Source organism: Hungatella hominis (assembly GCF_014288005.1).
Taxonomy (GTDB): Bacteria; Bacillota; Clostridia; order Lachnospirales; family Lachnospiraceae; genus Hungatella; species Hungatella effluvii.
The window spans coordinates 188643-208190 of sequence record NZ_JACOPB010000008.1; the positions used below are offsets into that span (position 1 = coordinate 188643).

General features: G+C 46.7%; 16 protein-coding genes, 1 tRNA gene and 1 pseudogene. 4 read left to right on the forward strand and 14 right to left on the reverse strand.

Going from position 1 to position 19548, the window contains the following annotated elements; all coding sequences use genetic code 11:
• Window positions 1-39: 39 nt before the first annotated feature.
• A complete protein-coding gene (locus H8S75_RS18135) occupies window positions 40-489 on the reverse strand; it encodes a hypothetical protein (protein ID WP_187022847.1) in 450 nt (149 codons plus the stop codon).
• A gap of 96 nt (window positions 490-585) precedes the next feature.
• Between H8S75_RS18135 and H8S75_RS33620 the strand changes: the two are divergent.
• Window positions 586-669: pseudogene (locus H8S75_RS33620) on the forward strand (DUF6783 domain-containing protein); the annotation flags it as partial.
• Between the two features lie 62 nt (window positions 670-731).
• Here the strand turns inward: H8S75_RS33620 and H8S75_RS18140 are convergent.
• On the reverse strand, window positions 732-1553 hold the full coding sequence (locus H8S75_RS18140; protein WP_187022848.1) for a peptidoglycan recognition protein family protein: 822 nt from the start codon (window positions 1551-1553) through the stop codon (window positions 732-734).
• Window positions 1554-1753: 200 nt separating this feature from the next.
• Between H8S75_RS18140 and H8S75_RS18145 the strand changes: the two genes are divergently transcribed.
• A complete protein-coding gene (locus H8S75_RS18145) occupies window positions 1754-3370 on the forward strand; it encodes a collagen-like domain-containing protein (RefSeq protein WP_187022849.1) in 1617 nt (538 codons plus the stop codon).
• A 205-nt stretch (window positions 3371-3575) separates the two neighbouring features.
• On the opposite strand, the gene H8S75_RS18150 is transcribed toward H8S75_RS18145, so the two are convergent.
• The 6 genes from H8S75_RS18150 to H8S75_RS18175 form a co-directional block, all read right to left on the reverse strand.
• Window positions 3576-4799, reverse strand: coding sequence for an MFS transporter (locus H8S75_RS18150; RefSeq protein ID WP_187022850.1), 1224 nt, complete (start codon window positions 4797-4799; stop codon window positions 3576-3578).
• 313 nt (window positions 4800-5112) lie between these two features.
• Entirely contained in the window at window positions 5113-7149 is a 2037-nt protein-coding gene (locus H8S75_RS18155; RefSeq protein WP_187022851.1) for a BglG family transcription antiterminator, read from the reverse strand.
• 203 nt (window positions 7150-7352) lie between these two features.
• Entirely contained in the window at window positions 7353-7661 is a 309-nt protein-coding gene (locus tag H8S75_RS18160; RefSeq protein ID WP_002600942.1) for a PTS fructose-like transporter subunit IIB, read from the reverse strand.
• Window positions 7662-7688: 27 nt separating this feature from the next.
• The gene (locus tag H8S75_RS18165) at window positions 7689-8756 is read right to left on the reverse strand and encodes a PTS fructose transporter subunit EIIC (protein WP_055656364.1); all 1068 of its coding nucleotides are present in this window, start codon (window positions 8754-8756) and stop codon (window positions 7689-7691) included.
• A 4-nt stretch (window positions 8757-8760) separates the two neighbouring features.
• Window positions 8761-9213 (reverse strand): PTS sugar transporter subunit IIA, encoded by a 453-nt coding sequence (locus tag H8S75_RS18170; RefSeq protein WP_187022852.1) that lies wholly within the window; start codon window positions 9211-9213, stop codon window positions 8761-8763.
• 256 nt (window positions 9214-9469) lie between these two features.
• Window positions 9470-11041: a ClC family H(+)/Cl(-) exchange transporter gene (locus tag H8S75_RS18175; RefSeq protein ID WP_243270313.1), complete on the reverse strand. Its 1572-nt coding sequence runs from the start codon at window positions 11039-11041 to the stop codon at window positions 9470-9472.
• Between the two features lie 192 nt (window positions 11042-11233).
• On the opposite strand from H8S75_RS18175, the gene H8S75_RS18180 reads away from it, so the two are divergent.
• On the forward strand, window positions 11234-12253 hold the full coding sequence (locus H8S75_RS18180) for a lysozyme (protein WP_243270314.1): 1020 nt from the start codon (window positions 11234-11236) through the stop codon (window positions 12251-12253).
• A 128-nt stretch (window positions 12254-12381) separates the two neighbouring features.
• Here H8S75_RS18180 and H8S75_RS18185 read toward each other — a convergent pair whose 3' ends face one another.
• Window positions 12382-12603 (reverse strand): HPr family phosphocarrier protein, encoded by a 222-nt coding sequence (locus H8S75_RS18185; RefSeq protein WP_187022855.1) that lies wholly within the window; start codon window positions 12601-12603, stop codon window positions 12382-12384.
• A 258-nt stretch (window positions 12604-12861) separates the two neighbouring features.
• Between H8S75_RS18185 and H8S75_RS18190 the strand changes: the two genes are divergently transcribed.
• Window positions 12862-12949: transfer RNA gene (locus H8S75_RS18190), tRNA-Ser, on the forward strand.
• A 147-nt stretch (window positions 12950-13096) separates the two neighbouring features.
• On the opposite strand, the gene H8S75_RS18195 is transcribed toward H8S75_RS18190, so the two are convergent.
• The 5 genes from H8S75_RS18195 to H8S75_RS18215 form a co-directional block, all read right to left on the reverse strand.
• On the reverse strand, window positions 13097-13831 hold the full coding sequence (locus H8S75_RS18195; RefSeq protein WP_187022856.1) for a LytR/AlgR family response regulator transcription factor: 735 nt from the start codon (window positions 13829-13831) through the stop codon (window positions 13097-13099).
• 16 nt (window positions 13832-13847) lie between these two features.
• Window positions 13848-15506: a histidine kinase gene (locus H8S75_RS18200; RefSeq protein WP_187022857.1), complete on the reverse strand. Its 1659-nt coding sequence runs from the start codon at window positions 15504-15506 to the stop codon at window positions 13848-13850.
• 957 nt (window positions 15507-16463) lie between these two features.
• Window positions 16464-17795, reverse strand: coding sequence for an ABC transporter substrate-binding protein (locus H8S75_RS18205; protein ID WP_187022858.1), 1332 nt, complete (start codon window positions 17793-17795; stop codon window positions 16464-16466).
• A gap of 50 nt (window positions 17796-17845) precedes the next feature.
• On the reverse strand, window positions 17846-18637 hold the full coding sequence (locus tag H8S75_RS18210) for a carbohydrate ABC transporter permease (RefSeq protein WP_187022859.1): 792 nt from the start codon (window positions 18635-18637) through the stop codon (window positions 17846-17848).
• Window positions 18638-18696: 59 nt separating this feature from the next.
• The gene (locus H8S75_RS18215) at window positions 18697-19545 is read right to left on the reverse strand and encodes a carbohydrate ABC transporter permease (RefSeq protein WP_187022860.1); all 849 of its coding nucleotides are present in this window, start codon (window positions 19543-19545) and stop codon (window positions 18697-18699) included.
• Between the last annotated feature and the right edge of the window lie 3 nt (window positions 19546-19548).

A 19548-nucleotide genomic window follows, 5' to 3' on the forward strand; every position in this document is an offset into this window, starting at 1 on the left:
ATTTAAAGAAGGAAAAAGGAGTGCGGTAAAAATAATCAGCTATAATATCCGGTAGCAGGCAAAGAATCCCAACAGCGCCAAAACCACCAGCCCGCTCCAAATCATGGGGATTGCCGTCTGGGGGATATGAGAGGAGGGAACTGCAAGGTTTTTCACGACAGCCCATACCAGCCCTCTTACATTTCCAATCAGATACAGCAGTTCCAGAACCAGTGAAACAGTTCCCAGGATTTTGCCGGAGTTTGCTGCCTTGTTCAGCCGGCATGCCTTCAGCCCCAAAAGACCGGTTACCAATTTAGGCAGAGCCAGAATTGCCATGACCAGCATCGTAATCATGGAAATCCCCCTGTCCACAAACATTACCCTCATCCAGCACTTGCTTCCCATCAGTGTGGCGGCTATAAACCATGTGCTTGCGATGATATCTATCGCTCCAAGTATGATTAAAACACTGCTTGCGATTTTCAATAATATCAGATTATTTTTCATATGCACACCCTTTGTTTTATATAATGCCAAGCGCCCGTCCCCAATCAGCTTCTCTCTTCCCACACCAGGGCGTTTTTGAAAATTGCTTTCTGTCAGATGCACGTCACATTTTGTGGGAAATTTGTTCCGAATGAGCGCGGCGTAGTGGGCTACGTTAAGCTAATTCGGGGCAAATCTCCCGCAAAATGGGGCGTGCAGATGACAGGAATGAATTTTCAAACAGGCTCTAATATACCCAAAGTTCAGAAAGAACCTTTATTCTTACTGTTATCCGAATTATCACGTTTGGAATTTTCAGTTCCGGTCTTTTGGCTGTCGGGCCTGCCATTCTTATTCAGTTCCTTTAACGCCGCCTTTACATCTTTTAAAAATGCGTTCCACTCGTCTTCGTGGGCCACATAATAGCGCGGGCAGTCTTTTCCGGTGGCATCGTAATGGCGGATCACATCTTTTTCTGTCAGATCCAGTTCCCAGCAAAGCCAGGAAGTCAGCTTCACCAGAGAAACATATGTATCATCGGTAAACTTTCCATCCTCGCCGGGATGGCAGTTCTCAATCGAAACTGATTCCAGATTCTTTTCCTTCGATGTGGAATAAGCGATTTCATCCAGTGGAATTCCCTGAAGAATCTCCCCGTCAAGCCCTATGATAAAATGGCTGCTGGCCGAGGTCCCCTTATCTCCCTTCTGATCTTTTAAATTATCGAAATAATTCCAGTTCTGCTTAGCAGTCGTTCCCGGATTCGCCACGTAATGAATAATGATCTCATTAACCCGGTTCATCTTTGTTCCCGGCCTGGAATACGGATTTACTTCGAAGAAATCCTGCGTAATCCAGTCAGGAGCGACAAGGGCGCTCAGATCGATAGTTCTGCGTTCTATCCGGCCTTCCATATACAGACTAAGTGCTCCCAGAACGGCTCCGGTCAAAAGAGCCAAAAATGCGGAAAAGAGGCCAAATAAAATTCTCGCTCTCCGGCGCTGCCGTTTCATTCTTTTCTGTCTTCGTATCCTGGAACGTCTCCGCATCTCAAGATCTTCGTATCTTTCATTATCCTGATTCATTTGTACCGGCTCACCTCGCCCCCGTTTTCTTTTACATAAGTGTAAGGCGTGAAGGCCCAAAATGTCAACAATCATACTATTAAACTTTTATTACAAATTTCTCCGGAATTTCTTATTGCTTTGTAACATATAAAAACAACATTCCCTTCCTGTGTATATAATGATAGTGTAACTGTATTTAATTTGAAAGGATAATGATCATGAATTCATATAATAAACAATATCAATGCCGATGCCCAGGCTGTTGTCCCCCCTGCCCTGGCTGCTGCCCCGGCGCCGCTCCGGAGCCATGCCCATGCAGGGTCGGACCGACAGGGGCTACCGGGCCTACCGGAGCAACTGGCCCTACTGGGGCGACCGGAGTTACTGGGTCTGCTGGTCCGACAGGACCGACAGGAGGAATGGGGAATACTGGACCTGCTGGACCAATGGGGCCCACTGGGGTGACAGGCCCTCAGGGAATTACTGGGGCGACCGGAGCCACTGGACCGACCGGAGTTACTGGACCGACCGGAGTTACCGGACCGACCGGAGTTACTGGACCGACCGGAGTTACCGGACCGACCGGAGTTACCGGACCGACCGGAGTTACCGGACCGACCGGAGTTACCGGGCCGACCGGAGCCACTGGACCGACCGGAGTTACCGGACCGACCGGAGTTACCGGACCGACCGGAGTTACTGGACCGACCGGAGTTACCGGACCGACCGGAGTTACCGGACCGACCGGAGTTACCGGAGCTATGGGGCTGACTGGAGCTACCGGGCCTACCGGAGCCACCGGACCGACCGGAGTTACTGGGGTTACGGGGCCTACCGGGCCTATTGGTGTTACTGGCCCGACCGGCGCTGCCGGACTTACTGGCGCTACCGGTCCTACTGGCCCTACTGGACTTACTGGTGATCCCGGGCCTACTGGCCCTACCGGACTTACTGGTGACCCCGGGCCTACTGGCCCTACCGGACTTACTGGTAATCCCGGACCGACCGGGCCTATTGGTGCTACTGGCCCGACCGGCGCTGCCGGACTTACTGGCGCTACTGGACCGACTGGACCGACTGGCCCTACTGGACCGACTGGTCCTACTGGACTTACTGGTGATCCCGGGCCTACCGGCGCTACTGGTCTTACTGGCGCTACTGGGCCGACTGGTAATCCCGGTCCTACTGGGCCTATTGGTGTTACTGGCCCTACTGGCGCTACTGGCCTTGCTGGTCCTACTGGGCCGACTGGAGTTACTGGGCCTACCGGTCTTACCGGCCCTACTGGTGCTACAGGCCTTATTGGTCCTACCGGTCCTACCGGTCCTACTGGCCTTATGGGTCCTACTGGTGCTACTGGCCTTATTGGTCCTACCGGTCCTACTGGCCCGACTGGAAACACTGGCCCGACTGGCGCTACTGGTCCCGTCCCCGATGATATATTTGCATCTTTTATCAATTTTGCCGCAGTATTCACTAATGCCTCACTGATTCCCATGGGTATCGGCGTTGCCGATACAACAGGCAATATAGTACTGTCAGATCCAACTCATGTAACTCTGGCACCCGGAATATATACCATTTTTTATGAGGTATCCGCGCTGCTTTCAGATTCAGGCTATATGCAAATTACACCATTCTACAACGGCGCTCCTCACATTGAATACGGAATCTACTTTATGACGAACTCCGGGCGCTCTAGTGCCTTCGGTTCCGTATCGTTTATCATTGAGGTTCCTGCCGAGACTGCATTCAGCTTAACATTTAACAGTCCGGTAACCGCCTCCGAAGGGACGCTCACCATGGTAATATATAAAATGCGAAGAGCTTCATAACACAAGCCAGATGAACTCACGGTCCGCTAAAATTAATAATTTGTTTCTGATATACCGATGAATCTCTGTAAAACAACCATTTCGTAAAACAGAATCAGAGCCGGTCAGCGCATTGGCATTAATACCTCCATACGCAGTCCGGCTCTGTTATAGTTTACACTCTCTATCAGAGTTCTTATACTCATTCCTTTTTCAATCTGACCCCTCAGCCAATCTCTGAAACCGCATTTTCCTTATTCGTCCCTTCTCTCGTCTTTCCAGACGCAATAACTCCCAGGATCAGCAGTACAGGGAAGACCAGCGCCGCGAGAATGCCGGTACGCAGATCGTCTCCGAACATGCCGGAGATACGGCCTACCAGCAGTGGTCCGCCTGCGCAGCCAATATCGCCGGCCAGCGCAAACAGCGCGAACATGGCGGTTCCGCCGCCCGGAATCTTCTTCATTGCAAGGCTGAAGGTTGAGGGCCAGAGCGCTCCTACCGCGAATCCGCACAGGGCGCAGCCGGCCAGGCTTAAAACAGGCCACGGCGACAGGGAAATCATCAGATAACTCACTGCACAGAGTCCCGCGCTTCCCAGCATGATCTTCTCCAGCGAAAGCTTCTCGCTGAATTTAGCAGAAACCACACGGGAGGTTCCCATGAAAAAAGCGAACGCACACGGTCCCGCCAGGTCACCGATACTCTTCGACACGTGCAGAGCCGACTCGGCAAACGCGGACGCCCACTGGCTCACCGCCTGCTCACTGGCCCCCGCACAGATCATCAACACCATGAGAATCCAGAATACCGTCCTCCCGGAGAGCGTCCGGATCGATAGGCCTTCCTCCTCTTCCGCCAGCGTACGAATCGGCACAACCATAAAATACAGCGCATTTGCCAGCGGCACGGCAACCCAGATCACAGCCAGCATCTGCCATTTGTCGATGCCAAATACGAAAAAGAACGCAGTCGAGAGAATCACTACCCCCATATGTCCCCAACAATAGAAGGAGTGCAGCAGACTCATGGCCGCTTCCTTCTTCTCCGTCGGGCACGCCTCCACGATCGGGCTCACCAAAACCTCAAGCAGACCGCCTCCGATGGCATAGAGGATAATCGACGCCATCAGCCCGGGATAACTGTCCGACATGAGCCTGGGCAGGAATGCCATTCCGATCAGCCCCGCCGCGGCCAGCAAATGGGCTCCCACCATACAGATCCGGTACCCGATGCGGTCCACAAAATGGGCAGCCAGAAAATCCACAAGCAGCTGAACGCCAAAATTTACAGTAACCAGGAACGATATCTTTGCCAGAGATATCCCAAAGCTTCTCTGAAATGTCAAAAACAGCAGCGGTGCGAAATTGTTTACAATGGCCTGGGTAATATAACCGATATAGCAGGCGTTTAAGGTATGTTTGTAGTTTTGTCTGATCCTGGTCGTCATGATTCCTGCCTTTCTCTGTTACTGTTCACGGTCCGCTGACCACTTCCGCCGTCCGGTCTGCCCGGTTGGTTCGCGCCCCGTTTTCTGTGACTTTGCAGGGTATTAGCGGTTCTTAACGCGCAGAATTTTTCGTTCAGGGGAAATGCCCACTTGTTTGAGCGTCAGCGAGTTTGGGCATTTTCACTGGTTTTTAGAAAAATCCTGCACGTTTAGAACCACTTATGCCCGAAACCGGAGCTGAAAACGGGGCGCGAACCAACCGGGCAGACCGGACGGCGGAAGTGGTCAGCGAACCGTGAACAGTAACCTTTCTCTACAGTACTTCGAATTCACAATTCAATATTGTCTGATAAATCTCTTCCTCATTGGAGCACTGCTCCAGATCATGGATAAGCGGCGTGGTCTTCACCATACGCATCAGCGTCACGACCGCCGGAATATGCTCTTTCGAGTCCCGGCTTGCCAGGCACAGGATGACCTTCGCCTTCTTGTCCCCAAAGTGAACCGGCTGCTGGCTGACCAGCAGGCTTAAGCCGGTCTGATGGATCCCCTCCACCCCTTTTCCATGCAAAAGTGCGAAGGAATCGTCCGATACCGCGTAAAATCCCTGTTCTTCTATGAATTCTATCATATTATCTGTATAAGTGCTATCTATAAATCCTCTTTTTTCCAACAATGCCGCACTCGCCCGCACCGCGGCCCTCCATTCGTATTCCTCCGTCACCAGCCGGATACAGTCAAACTTTAAGAAACTGCTGAAGCTCTTGGGATTGTGCACCGCTTTTACTGTCTGGTATCCAAGCTCCCGCTCGATGACCTCCATCACTCTCGCCCTGGTGGCCGCGTCGAGAAAGCCCAGCTTTTCCTCAATGGAATAGTATCCGGAAAGTATGGTTTTCCTGGGAATATCCAGCTGCTCGATGGCCGTTTTATCCTCCGGACGCAGGATAGGATTTACCACAATGCACGGTCTCGGGAGGCTGTTGTTCAGCCTGATGGTCGAAAGTACATAGTCGATGCCGGCCCAGTCTGGGTAGGAAGACAGTTTATAGATGGGAATCGTATCCATAATATGAATCTGGTACTCGCTGAGCAGAGACTCCTTAAGCATGGTAGTGGTGCCGTAGCCATGGCCGCAGACCAGGAGCACTCTCTTATAGGGCGCGCTCTTCATCCGTTTAATGCTGGCCATGAAACAGACCGTCAAATAGACAATCTCGTCCTCATTTGTAATATCTTCCAGCGTATCGATCTCCCTGCAGACGGAAGTCATCACCGCGTACAGCTTCCGCTCCTCCGGCCCCAACAGAGAAATCATATTGTCACCCATTTCCACGTGGTTTCTGACACGCTGAATCAAAGGAATCATATGGTTTAAAAGCCCTTCCGCCAGCGTCTTATCCTTATCAAACGGCATATCGAGACGCTTTGACATGGCGGAGATCAGGGAAAATGTCACCGACTGCGCGTGAACCGGGTCTACATCCGCACTGCCTCCCGCCATTTTATTGGTAAAGTCATACATCTTCGCCATCATGCACACGTGATTCTCCGACACGGGCCTCCCGATGATTTCCTCCAGCTTTTTCGCAAACTGGCCGTAGACTTCCGGGTCAAACTCCGGCATCACCGTGATGTCGAGAGGATATTCCTTGTCGTGGAGAATGAACCATACCAGGACCACGATATTGGACATATACCAGAGATAGGAACTGCTGGTCAGCGTACAGCCCAGTTCCTCCAAAAGCCCGTCGACCACCATCACCACATTGGCGATCGACACGCCCTCAAACGCCTTGTGTATGATATGGATACAGTAAAACTCATAGGAATTATAGTTAGTAAATGGATTGATCAGATAATCGATATACTTCCTGAACTCCTGGTTCATCAGAGTGGTTCTCTTAAGCTTTGGTCCGGCCAGATAGAAATGACCAGAATAGCCAATTCCCATCTCGTCTTTCTTCAGCTCCTCATCCAGTGCAGCCATATCATTTTTCACAGTAGATCTGGAGACGCCAAACTGTTCGCTCAGCTGGTTGATCTTTAAATCCTCATTTCGTATCATCAGAATCAGCAGCAGGATGGACATGCGCTCCCTGCTCGTGTAGACGACCTCGTTGCCATCCTCTAATCCCTTTAAATCCAGATTTGCCGGATATTTCAGCACTCCCTTAGAATGTTTTTCGATTTCAGGCAGGTGCTCCAGCGATAAAATGTCGTTGATCCGGTCCACATCGTAGCGCACGCTCCGCTCCGACACCCCCAGCTCCTTCGCCATCTCCTTATAGGTGGATTCGCCCTGCGTTTTCAAATGACGGATGATATTCAGCATTCTTCCGTTAAACATAGTCTTTTCCCCTGCGCGGCCCCGCCGCTCTTCTTCTCTCTAAACACAGATAACAGAACCAGGGCGTGTTTAAAAATTCATTTCTGCCAGATATGCGTCACATCTGACAGAAATGAATTTTCGAACACGCCCTGAGGAGATACTCCCCATCTCCTCTTTGTCCTGTCTCTCACGTTATATATAATCATGCTCCCCTGTATGCATTACTGAAATGTATCCTGAATCTTTTTCATAACGGCGTCTGATTTCTTAATTAAATCGGACACTCCCATCTTCAGAACTTTTTTTCCTTTAAAACGGTCCAGCCCTTCCAGAGCCACGTCATTGACCAGAATCACGCAGGCCGCCTCGTCGATATCCTTCTGCTTTAACTGATTCTCCACACCGGCTCCGCCCTGTGTCTCGATGATTACGTCAATTCCCAGTTTCTGTCCGGAAAGCTTTAACGCTTCCGCTGCCATATATGTATGTGCCACGCCTGATGGGCAAGATGTAATTCCTACTACCTTCATTGTAATATCCTCCTTGAAATTTTCCTATTATAATTCGTCAAATGTGATCTCATCGAGTCCGTCGTCTTCTGCCGCTGCTTTGACCGCGGAATCGTCAGTATTGTTTTTCTTTAATAAGTTTACCATAATTGCAGTTACAAATCCACCGGCTAATACGGAAATGATATACCAGATTCGTCCCTCAACAACCGGAAGTACGATGAGTCCGCCCCATGGCGCATGGTTTAACACACCGGTTAAGAAAGGAATGATGTTGCCGACGACTGCACCCACAATCAGGGACGGAATAACACGTAACGGGTCATTGGCTGCAAATGGAATCGCACCTTCTGTGATTCCCACGCATCCCATCAGTATAGCTGCCTTGCCTGCTTCTTTTTCTTCTGCATTGTACTTCTTCGGAGCCAGCAGGGTTGCGATACCCATGCCGATCGGAGGCGTACAGATCGCCACACCGACACCGCCCATCAGATATGGAAGCGTATCAACCTGTGTCTGTGCAAATAAGGTTGCCACTTTATTGATCGGGCCGCCCATGTCAAATGCGGTCATGGCGCCGAGAATCGTTGCTAACGGAACTCTGCCCACATCGCCGAGACCGGAAAGCCAGGAGGTTAAGGACTGCATGATAAATGCGATCGGTGTGCCGATCCCCCATACGATGATACCGCCTGTGATAAAGGTTCCAAGCAGCGGGTAAATGAAAATGGAGCCCAGTGTCTTTAAAGAAATCGGAAGCTTAATCTTCTTCAACTGTTTTACCACAACACCGGCAATCAGACCGGCAGCCATACCGCCGAGGAAGCCGGCGCCCATGGAATTGGCAAGATAGGCTCCGATCATACCAGGGGCCAGACCGGGTTTATCCGCGATCGAGTACGCGATATAGCCGCCCAGAACCGGAACGAACAGTGTCAGGCCGCCGAGGCCGATCTGCGCAAGACCTGCCAGCCAGCCCTCGGTAGGAGTTGCCGCTCCCGCCGGATTTAACATAACTGAGATGGAAAACAGAATACCGCCGGCTACGATAAACGGAATCATGTGAGACGTACCAGTCAGAATGTGCTTCTTTAAAATCTTGATTTGCTCTTTCATGTTCTTACCCCTCCAATACTTCCGTTAAGATGTCAAATACCTGATCCTTCGTGCTGCTTCTCAAGGATTCTCTGAATTCCTCATGCATCAGCTGTCTTGATAAATTCGCCAGGATCTTCATATGTGTATCTCCCGCCTCAGAAAGCGGCACTGCGATGAGAATGATCAGATCCGCCGTCTCCCCGGTCTCTTCGTTCCAGACCACCGGCCTTGCTGTTCTCGCAAATGCCACGCTCGCTTCCAGAACGTGATCCGTCTTACCGTGCGGAAGCCCCATGTCGAAGCCCACGTAGGTCGGTGCGATGGCTTCCCTCGCCAGCACGTCCTCGAAAAACTCTTCCTGATTCGTGATCTTTCCGGCTTCGTCCAGTTCCTTCACCAGAACGCTTATTACGTCCTTTTTTTCCGCCGCGTCAATGTCAAATACGATGCAGTTCTTATTAATTAATTTACTCATTGCAAACCTCCTGCCGGCTTCTGCCGGTTATTAAAAATTCCTTTGTTCCAGGCCTGGAAGAATTTGTTTGTTCCTTACATGCCTTATAATAATCCAGTTTACGGGAAATGAAAAGATAGAACATTTGCAAAAAAAATTTACAAAAATTTGCGCTGCTGTATGCCCGTTCGTCCGATGGCATACAAAAAGCGGCGGATTCCGGAATCTTAAATACTCCGGAATCCACCGCATGTTTTGCAAATGGATTTCATTTCACTTACTGCATTTTCACCGTCTCGCAGAACTCCTGCAGCGTCCGGTGCAGCTGGCCCTCCGCAGTCTCGTCACAGAGCACGACAATTTTATCGCCGGCAAGCAGCTTCGTATCGCCTCTAGGCACAAATTCCGCCTCGCCCCTCATCAGGGAGACGACGAGACACGTCTTCGGCCACGCAATCTCCGATACCTTCATGCTCTCCGCCGCGCTTCCATGGAAGATCATGCCTTCCACCAGCACCTTTTCTCCGGTCAGAACCGCCTTCTTATCCGGATTCTGCTTCGCCAGCAGACGGTGAAGCAGCTGGTCGTAAACCGGCGCACACCGCATGATATCCGGCACCAGATACGCAGCCAGGGACACCATGGACAGCGTAAGCAGATGGGAGAAGGACCCCGTCATCTCACTGATTAAGATAATTCCCGTAATCGGCGCGCGGACAATGGCGGAGAAGTAACCGGCCATACCCAGGATGATGAAGTTGCCTAAAAGCCCGTCTAAAGAACCGCTCACCATTCCCACCGCGTTGAAGTAGATGCCTCCGATCACGGCTCCCATGACGAGAAGGGGCAGGAAGATACCTCCCGGCGCTCCGGAACCGAAGCTCACCATGGAAAATACGAATTTCAGCACAAACAGCAGACACAGGGAGCCCATCACCATTTCTCCGGAGGAGAGCACCTCCACCAGGGAATGACCGCCGCCCAGAACGGACGGATAAAGGAATCCGAACACCCCGGCCAGCATAAATGGGATCAGCAGCCGCATCGTCTGTCCCGGAACCTTCTGATACATGTCCTGGGATTTGGACAGGCAGGTGTTATAGACCACGCCCATCAGCCCGATGATGGCTCCCAGAATAAGCACATGGCCGTATGTACCTAACGGCATCATATGAGTAATATGAAAAGTAAAGACCGGTTTCAAGCCGAATACATTTCTGGAAACAAAGTCTGACGTAATCGATGCCGCCATGGATGACAGAAGGATCTCCGGTGAAAAATGTTTATGTATCTCCTCTAAGGAGAACAGCACGCCCGCAATCGGCGCGTTAAACGCGGCAGATAAACCGGCGCTCGCACCACATGTCATAAGAAGCTTTTCCTCCGTCTTCACCCGCTTCGTAATCCTGGAAAATCCCTTGGCCGCCATAGCGCCCAGCTGGATGCTGGGGCCCTCGCGTCCGAGAGACAGGCCGCATCCCAGACCGATTAAGCCGCCTGCCAGCTTAGCCAGCAGGACCCGCCACCAGCATTCATCGATCTCGCCCATGATCTCGCCTTCCACCTGAGGAATACCGCTGCCCGATATGAGCGAATCCCATTTCAGAAGCATCGCCACGATAATGGCCGCCACAGCAAGCACCACAAACCACACCGGCACAAACCAGGTATGAGTTCTTCCATAATTCAAAACGGAATTCAGGAGTATTTCCGCGTATCCCAGCAGGTAACGGAATGCCACCACCACAACTCCTGAAATGGCGCCCACGGCAACCCCTTCCAGTATCAGTGCATAACGAAAACTCCGGTAACGGTTAATCGTATTGGTAACCGTATTCTCCGACCGCATCTTACGTTCCCCCTCTTTACTCTCTTTTAACATTCCAATCCTTTCGTTAAAAACGTGTTAATTTATCTATTGACAGTATTTGATTATAACGCGGTGATCTTCAGATAGCAAGGAAATTGTTCACAATTTGGCCACATATTCCCTCAAAAAAAGTATTATGATATGGATATGAAAAAGAAAGTGGTGAGATTTATGAAGCAATACACACATCGATGGACCAGGCTGCTCCTTGCCGTATGCCTCCTCTCCATCCTTCTCTCTCTTCCGGCCTTTGCCAAAGAGAAAGAAAAGATCGATAAGATTCCCCTCAGTTTTTCCTCCTCCATAACAGCGGGGAAAACGGGCGGAGAAGTATACGTCACGGTCAATGATCCCTACTACGCATCACACTGCCGGATCGTCAACACGAAGATTGTCAATCAGCCGGATTCGGCGTGGACAGCTGGAGTATCGCCGGAAATCATGATTTCCCTCCGCGCGGAAAGCGGGTATTATTTTTCTTCCGCACAGGGAGAGGCGTTCCGTTTAACCGGAGCCGGCGCCGTATTCGACCGGGCGGAATTTCTCGAATCCCAGTCTGTTCTGCATGTGACGGTCCGTTTAAATGCGCTCTCCGACCCGGAAGCGGCGGTCGTTCTAACCGGACTTTCCTGGGATAAAGGGGCCTTCACCGCACTCTGGAACGACGACAGCAACGCCCGCTATTATCAGGTTCAGCTGTTAAAAGACGGTCAGCCTGTGGGCGCCATGGTGACCACCTACACCAATTACTGCCGTTTATCCGATAAGATAGCGGGAAAAGGCAGCTACAGCTTCAGCGTCCGTTTCGTTGACGACTCATTAAACCGAAGTGAATGGATGACTTCCGAGACCTGGGAGATCAGCGCTTCCGAGGCAGCCGTGCTGGAGAACGGGACGAAAAGCACGTACGGTCCCGGTACCGTCTCCTCCCCCGGCCGAGCCGTGGGAGAATGGAATTCCGACGACACGGGATGGTGGTTTGAGCACCCGGACGGAACGTGGACCACGGACGGCTGGGAATCCATCGGCGGGGAGTGGTACTATTTCGATCACTCCGGATATCGGAAGAACGGATGGATTCCATGGCAGGGTACCTGGTATTACTGCGGCGAAGACGGGATCATGCTGAAGAACGCGGAGACCCCCGACGGATATGAAGTCGGCAGCACCGGCGCGTTAAAAGACAAATAAAAACCCCGGTTTTATCTTCTTTTCCCAGGAGACTCTTCTCAGGAATTCAGGAGATAAAACCGGGGCTTGTCATTTGCACACCAGTCATGTTTTTACTGCAATATCCGGGTTCTTTCCCGCAATTGGGCTTACGCCACTTTTCCGATTAACGATTCCGGGGAAAATGCCGTGCTGTGGCATACGATTTCCACCGATTTTCCAAGGCCCACGTTCATAACGCCCATCAGTGATTTTCCATCGATTACAAGATGATTGTAACAGATGTCAACATCGAAATCACAGGCTTCCGCTTTGTTTACGAACGCAACCATTTCTTCTACGGTTGAAAATGTATAAAACATGTTTTTCATTTGGAGCACCTCCCTCTCTGTTTGATGATCTTATTTTACTCCTTATTTCGACAGAATAAAATAAAATATTTTTACGAAATGTTGTAATATTTTATGTTCTTTTCTAATCTTTCCCGCTTTTGGACTTTCCATACATAAAAAAAAGAGAAATTTTTTCATTTTTTTACGAGAAAGGACTACACAAAAAATGATTTATCGTGTATAATGTAGAAGTTCGGGTTTCGGCGGGCACATATGGCCGGACGATCTGAATGCTCTGGAGACGTATCGAAGTGGTTGTAACGAGCCGCACTCGAAATGCGGTTGTCGGGTAACCGGCACGTGGGTTCGAATCCCACCGTCTCCGTTCTCTAAAAGAACACCAGTTTTTTCAAGGACTTGTAACACTTATACCTTCTTGTATTTATCAAAGCTGATATCTTAGCATAGAATATGCAAAATTATAAATCGTTTGTTATTTAAAAGACAGCATCCGTAGTTTCTTCTCCCTCCACTATAATGAAAACAATCTTTTAAATTCCGGAATATAGGACCGGCTGACGATTACCTCTTCTTTCGATCCCTGCATCTGCACCCCATATGTTTGATTAAACAATGGGTATGTGGAAACAACCTTATCCAGATTAATTAAATAACCTCTATGGCATCTGAACCAGTGATGTCTCTTCAAAAGCTCCTCCCAGTACGTCATTGGATTCTTAAGTAAATATTCTCCTTTTGCAGAAACCAGTACAATTCGTCTCGGCTCTGCCTTAATAAAAATTCCTTCCCGGCTGCTGATAATATAGCACTTATCTTCCACATATCCCTGAATTTTAGGAGTAAGCTTTTGGCTTTCTGATTTTCTGATAATATCGCTTCCATAATCGCCCATATAGTTTTCCAATTTTTTTATAGTCTTGGTCAGTTTTGGCAGCGTAATTGGTTTCAGCAAGTAATCTACAGTATTTGCCCGAAATGCTTCCAGCGCATAATTATCATATGCTGTTATAAAAACAATCTTCAACTTAGGGCGGATACCAGATGCATACTCTGCCAAATCAATTCCGTTAATGTCAGGCATGGATATATCAATAAACAGCACATCCGCCTCATTCTCTTTGATCCAGCTGACTACTTCTGCAGCACTTGTAGACTCATATATAATCTCTATCTGCGGAAAATTTTTCAGTAAAAACTTCAAATTATTCAAAACTAGAATTTCATCATCCAACAACAACGCCTTCATGTGTTCCTCCCCCCCATTATCTGACACTATCACTGGGTATGGTAAAACTGATTTTCGTGCCTTCTCCCTCACTGCTTTCAATTCTAAGAACTGACTGGTAATAAATCTGAAGTCTTTTTCTCAAATTCATCAGACCAATTGAATATGAGCCATTCGATATTTCCTCACTGTTATCCTGTAAAACCGCTTGAACCTTTTCCTCACTCATGCCTTTTCCATTATCTTCAATTATAAAACGGATTCCATTCCCTTCCCTTCGTATTTCCATACGAATCAGCAGCTCTTTACCTGTAATTCTTCCGTGCTTCACACTATTCTCCACAATAGGTTCCACAATTAATGGTAAAATCTTTACTGTCTCATCCACCTCATTTACCAGTATATAGCGAATCATATGGCTAAACCGGACTTCCTGTATATTTAAATAGGCATGAATCAGCTCCAGTTCCTGCTCCAACAATATAGTTGTATTGAGTCCTTTATGATACAGGCTGCCTCTTAAATATTCGCTGAAATAGCCGAGCAGACGGTATGCTTCCTCCGGTTCCTCCATACAAAGCGGCATAATCGTACTGATCGTGTTAAATATGAAATGTGGATCCATCTGCGCTTGAAGGAAATCAAGCCTGGATAGCATGGATTCTTTCGCAGATTCCTGAAGTATAATCAGTGAATGCAGTTTCTGCATAAGAGTTATATATTCAAACGGTTCATAAATGATATCGTTTACATATAAAAATGGTTCCATTTTCAGAACACGCTGCTTTTCATGTGAAATCATTAATATCGGAAGCTGCTCTAAAGCATACTCTTTCCGAATCTCCATGCAAACAGATAAAGCATCCATTTCGCCAAACATATCACCCGCAATGACTATATTAATATCTCTGGTTCCCTCAATATATCTCAAAGCCTCAGATGCAGATGAAAAGGTTTTTACATCATAATTTTCATATATCAGGTATTCTTCGATCAACTCTATCTGCTGAGGCAGTGCACTAATCAAAACAACGTGATATGCCGCATCAGAAAATGCTTTTTCAATTTCCGGCTCTGCCTCCGGTTTCTTTTTTTCTTCTGCCAGCATAAGCCTGTAGGATATGGATAACTGATCACCTGACTGTTCGAAACAAATTTTTCCGTGATTCTGCTCAATCGACTGTTTTGCTATAGATATTGGAACCAGTTCCTGCTCCACCAGAGAAGATACAAAAGTTTTTTTCGAAAATATCCTGGAAATTCTGTGCAGTTCACGACGTTTGATCTGATCAATTGTAATTCCAAACAGAATCTCAACAGAATCGTCACCGATTACCGTTTCGATATCCAGACGATTATTTTTACGATAATGACAGAGGAATTCCAGTATCTTTCGGTTTGCGTCGATCAATTGAAATGGATCTCCTGTTATCAGCTTTCCCTCCAAGTTTTTTTCCAGATTCCGTTCTCTGTAGTCCCACCTGATGTTTTCCGCCTCCAGGCTGTTAAGCGCATTTTTAATCAATACATAAATACTGACAGACACATTATATTGTTCAATTGTACTCATATAGATACCTGAGTATTCCCCAACATTTTTTACATATCGGTTGATCTCATTTAAGTAACCGTCCATCTGACTCAGCAGATATTCCTGTTCAGGTTCATAATTGTTATAATTTTTCTCTAGCTTCATGGAAATGGATTTTAGAAGATTAATCGGACGCTGGCAATAATCAATAATCAGTTCCGTGATCCTCTCCTTGTGTCTGGTAAGATCATGTAGTTTTCGATTATTCTCTCTGCCAAATAAAATTCCTGTCCTATGACGTTGGTAAAAATCCAGGAAGAAAAACATGATGACCACCAAAATCAGAAAAGGCAGCACATTTCTATAAAAGCTGTGGGCAGCAGATAATGTCTTCATTTTTGCAAATGATGATAATCCCCCTGTCACACAGGCAGATATTATCATTAAAAAATCGTTGCTTCTTATTTTCTGCTTTCTATAGAAAAAATATCCACAAATATATACAGTCATTATGCAATAGCCTATACTAACCATCTGCATAATCTTATTAGCCTCTATCGGTCTGATTACCGGAATGGCTGCAGATGCCAACATCGTAATCCCCCAGATCATATGAACGAGATTTAATGGTCTGGTTACTTTATACCTGTTTATCCCCAGACAGTAAAACAATGCCAAAAAAAGCAGAAGGCATATATCTCCTGCCCGGTTCCAAACCCGAGAGACCTCCCTGCCTGCAAGGAACATCACCGTTGTATCCCATATCGTTATACAGACCCCCGCACTAATAAAGAAAGTAACAGCATATATTAAAAATTTATGTGATTCATAAGACAGCAGATAAAGCCAAATACATGCCAGACCCATTACCACCAAAACTGTACTGATAATCGTCTTTTTCAGCAGAGTAATCAGTATCTCATGAGAAATAATAAACTGCTGCATTCCAAATAAAGATCGGTCAAAAATCCGGATATAATTGTTTGTAATATAAATAATTAGAAGTAATATCAGTATAAGAGTGATCCCATTTATCAAATACAGTGTCTTTTTTTTCATATTCTTATTATAGAGATACCAGAGGAAACAGTCAAGAAGGCTGTTTCCTCTGGTTATCACCAGTTATTTTATCAGAACAGAGAATTGTTTGTCGAGTTCATCACAAAGCGAGTCTGCATTCAAGGTATCATTCATGGATGCTGCCGATATTGTTTCATAGAATATGTCTTCATACTCATTAGTAAATTTCTGAACTCCTGATTCCACAAAGGATTGATCTTCTGGATAATCCATAATCAGTTTCAGCGGTTCCAACATATTATATTCCCCTGCCACTGCAGGAATTTGTTTTGCTTCTTCTGCATACTTTTTTTGAGACTCCATAGAGAAAATAGTATTAAAGAGTTCTGCGCTGGCTTTTAAAACATTGGGATCATCACTTTTATAACATACCAGCATCGTCCCTGGTTCTTTAATCATTTTTGCATCTGCAGTGTTATCACTTACCGGCATTGGAAAAACGCCAATATTACAGTCTGGATTCTTAGATAATATACCGTCAACGGCCCATGAACCGTGGATCAGCATTGCCGATTTTCCTGTTGCTATCATATCCTGTGCATTATCCCACGAGGTTCCAAAAGGATCATCTCCCCAGTAAGGCTTAAAACTGAAATAAATCTCCATTGCCTTTTTAAAATCATCATCTCCCTTAAAACTGCTATCCAACCTGGCCTTTTTCACATACCACTCCTTGTCCTTCTGAACGGAGATCAGATCATTTACCGTTCTTGCATACAGTGCTAAAGCCCACTGTTCTCCCATGGGAGCCGCAAATGGCTGGATGCCCTCTGCCTGTAAGTTTTCGCATATCTGATATAATTCTGACAGTGTTCCGGGTTCACTCATACCATATTTTTCAAAGATATCTTTATTATAAAATACACCGTAACCACTTGTTTCCATAGGAATCCCAAATTGTCCCCCGTCTACCTGTCCAGAGGTCAAAAGCTGCTCATCTACATTCTTTACATTTTCAATTTCGACCAGGTCATATAAATACCCTGATTCCTGATACATAACAACATCTTCATTCGTATATAGATCAAACACCGCCGGCGCATCATCTGACGCAATTTTCGTCTGCAGCACAGTCACATAACTGTCAGCCCCAACAGTTTCAACGTTAACCTTAATATTAGGATTTTCTTCTTCAAACTTCTGAACCACAAATTCGACCCATGCCTTCTTCCCTTCCTCTTGCATATGATTCAGCCATGTAATGGTTATTTTCTTTCCGTCTGTCGTCTCCACAGATTCCGGTTCCGTCAATGCTTCTGTCTGCGGCTGTGCCGTACTATTCTGTTCTTCTTTTACCTCAGGTGCTTTCTGGCATCCCCCCAGCGTCCAAACCATGACTGCGCCCAAAGCTGCATACATTATTTTCTTTCTCATAACGTCCTCCATCCTGCCATCTGACTGGCTATTTTCTGATTTTTAAAGTATCAGTTCTTAACCGCCCCTGCCGCAATACCTTTAACAATATACTTCTGCATAAACAGGAAAAATATGACTACCGGTATCATTGACAATAGAGTTACTGCAAACGCAACTCCATAATCTGCGGTATACTGTCCAAAAAAATAAAATTGTTTTACTGTCAGAGTCCGCACTCCATCCTTTTGCAGTAAGATAAGTGCAATATTAAAATCATTCCACAGCCACATAACATGAAGCGCCGCAACCGTCGCCGATATCGGCTTCAGCAATGGAAACGTGATTCTAAAAAACGTCTGATACCTGTTGCAGCCATCAATCAAAGCTGCTTCTTCGATATCCAACGGAATAGACTTTACAAATCCCACATATAAAAATGAGGAGTATGCAATACTCGTTCCGGTCAGCATAAGGATCATTCCAATCAGATTATTCTGTAAATTTAAGGTTTTGAATATCTTATATACTGGAATCATAATGATCTGAAAGGGAATCATTAAGGAAGCCAGAAACAGCTTGTCGATACTTCTAATCAGACACGTTCTCTTTCCATTGCGTGCTATCGTATAACCGCACATTGAGGAACAAATTACGATCAGCAGTACCGACGGAAAAGTAACGATACATGTATTGTATATAGCACGAAAAAAATCACTTTTTTTAATTCCCTCTGCAAAATTACCAAGATAAAGCGCTTTCGGCATTGCCAGCACAGAACCTGCAATTTCCGGTTTTGTTTTAAACGCAGTAAGCACTGCCATATAGATAGGAAACAAAAAGAACAGAACGAGCAACGACATTAGAATTCTCCCCAATACATTCCCTGTCGACATCCTTTTTCCCCTTCTAAAACTTTCCGTCACAGTTCCACCTCTCTTTTTCTAAAAAAAGCAGAAATTCCCAAACCGATCGCAACCAACAGAATCAGAAAAGCCAGCGATACCGCCTGTCCATATCCTGCTTTATGGTAACTGTAGAGATTCTGATAAATGTAAATGGAAATAGTCCTGGAGGCGCCTGCCGGTCCTCCATCCGTTGCCGCCAGGGTGGTAGCAAATTCTTTTAGCCATGTCGTCACTGTCAGTGTAATACAGACTGTAAAGGAGGGCATAAGGAGAGGTAATGTGATTCCCCGAAACTTTTGGACCGCATTTGCTCCGTCCATCATAGCTGCTTCATAATAATCCTGAGGAATATTCTTAAGTCCAGATAAATAGATCAGCATATTGACTCCTGCTCCATTCCATAATCCCATCACGACAATAGCAGGAATCGCCATATACTTATTTCCCAAAAGATTTTTAATTCCAAACAGCGTTAAGAAAACCTCGCCAAACATAAATTTCCATAAAAAGGCTGTCAATATAGCCGAAAAACATACCGGAACAAAGTAAATAAGTCTGGCAAGCTTTCCGAATTTTCCTGTTTCTGTATGAATAAGAAGTGCAAGTGACAGTGACAGTACATTATTTCCAATGGTACCCAATAATGCAAAAATCAATGTATTACGTATCGGCCCATACAAACGCTGGTCTAAAAGCATGGTTTTAAAATTTTGAAATCCTACGAAATGGTAGTCTTTCGCGATCCCATTCCAGTCGGTAAAAGCCACATGAATCCCCATCAGAAAGGGGATCAGCAAGGCAAACGTAAAGAAAGCCATACCAGGTAATAAAAATATATATTTACTGATATCTCTTTTTTTCATACT

Bases quoted from the DNA above. Each gene is read 5' to 3' on its own strand.
- H8S75_RS18135 (WP_187022847.1), bottom strand. From the start codon at position 489: ATGAAAAATAATCTGATATTATTGAAAATCGCAAGCAGTGTTTTAATC.
- H8S75_RS18140 (WP_187022848.1), bottom strand. From the start codon at position 1,553: ATGAATCAGGATAATGAAAGATACGAAGATCTTGAGATGCGGAGACGT.
- H8S75_RS18145 (WP_187022849.1), top strand. From the start codon at position 1,754: ATGAATTCATATAATAAACAATATCAATGCCGATGCCCAGGCTGTTGT.
- H8S75_RS18150 (WP_187022850.1), bottom strand. From the start codon at position 4,799: ATGACGACCAGGATCAGACAAAACTACAAACATACCTTAAACGCCTGC.
- H8S75_RS18155 (WP_187022851.1), bottom strand. From the start codon at position 7,149: ATGTTTAACGGAAGAATGCTGAATATCATCCGTCATTTGAAAACGCAG.
- H8S75_RS18160 (WP_002600942.1), bottom strand. From the start codon at position 7,661: ATGAAGGTAGTAGGAATTACATCTTGCCCATCAGGCGTGGCACATACA.
- H8S75_RS18165 (WP_055656364.1), bottom strand. From the start codon at position 8,756: ATGAAAGAGCAAATCAAGATTTTAAAGAAGCACATTCTGACTGGTACG.
- H8S75_RS18170 (WP_187022852.1), bottom strand. From the start codon at position 9,213: ATGAGTAAATTAATTAATAAGAACTGCATCGTATTTGACATTGACGCG.
- H8S75_RS18175 (WP_243270313.1), bottom strand. From the start codon at position 11,041: ATGCGGTCGGAGAATACGGTTACCAATACGATTAACCGTTACCGGAGT.
- H8S75_RS18180 (WP_243270314.1), top strand. From the start codon at position 11,234: ATGAAGCAATACACACATCGATGGACCAGGCTGCTCCTTGCCGTATGC.
- H8S75_RS18185 (WP_187022855.1), bottom strand. From the start codon at position 12,603: ATGAAAAACATGTTTTATACATTTTCAACCGTAGAAGAAATGGTTGCG.
- H8S75_RS18195 (WP_187022856.1), bottom strand. From the start codon at position 13,831: ATGAAGGCGTTGTTGTTGGATGATGAAATTCTAGTTTTGAATAATTTG.
- H8S75_RS18200 (WP_187022857.1), bottom strand. From the start codon at position 15,506: ATGAAGCTAGAGAAAAATTATAACAATTATGAACCTGAACAGGAATAT.
- H8S75_RS18205 (WP_187022858.1), bottom strand. From the start codon at position 17,795: ATGAGAAAGAAAATAATGTATGCAGCTTTGGGCGCAGTCATGGTTTGG.
- H8S75_RS18210 (WP_187022859.1), bottom strand. From the start codon at position 18,637: ATGTCGTTGCTCGTTCTGTTCTTTTTGTTTCCTATCTATATGGCAGTG.
- H8S75_RS18215 (WP_187022860.1), bottom strand. From the start codon at position 19,545: ATGAAAAAAAGAGATATCAGTAAATATATATTTTTATTACCTGGTATG.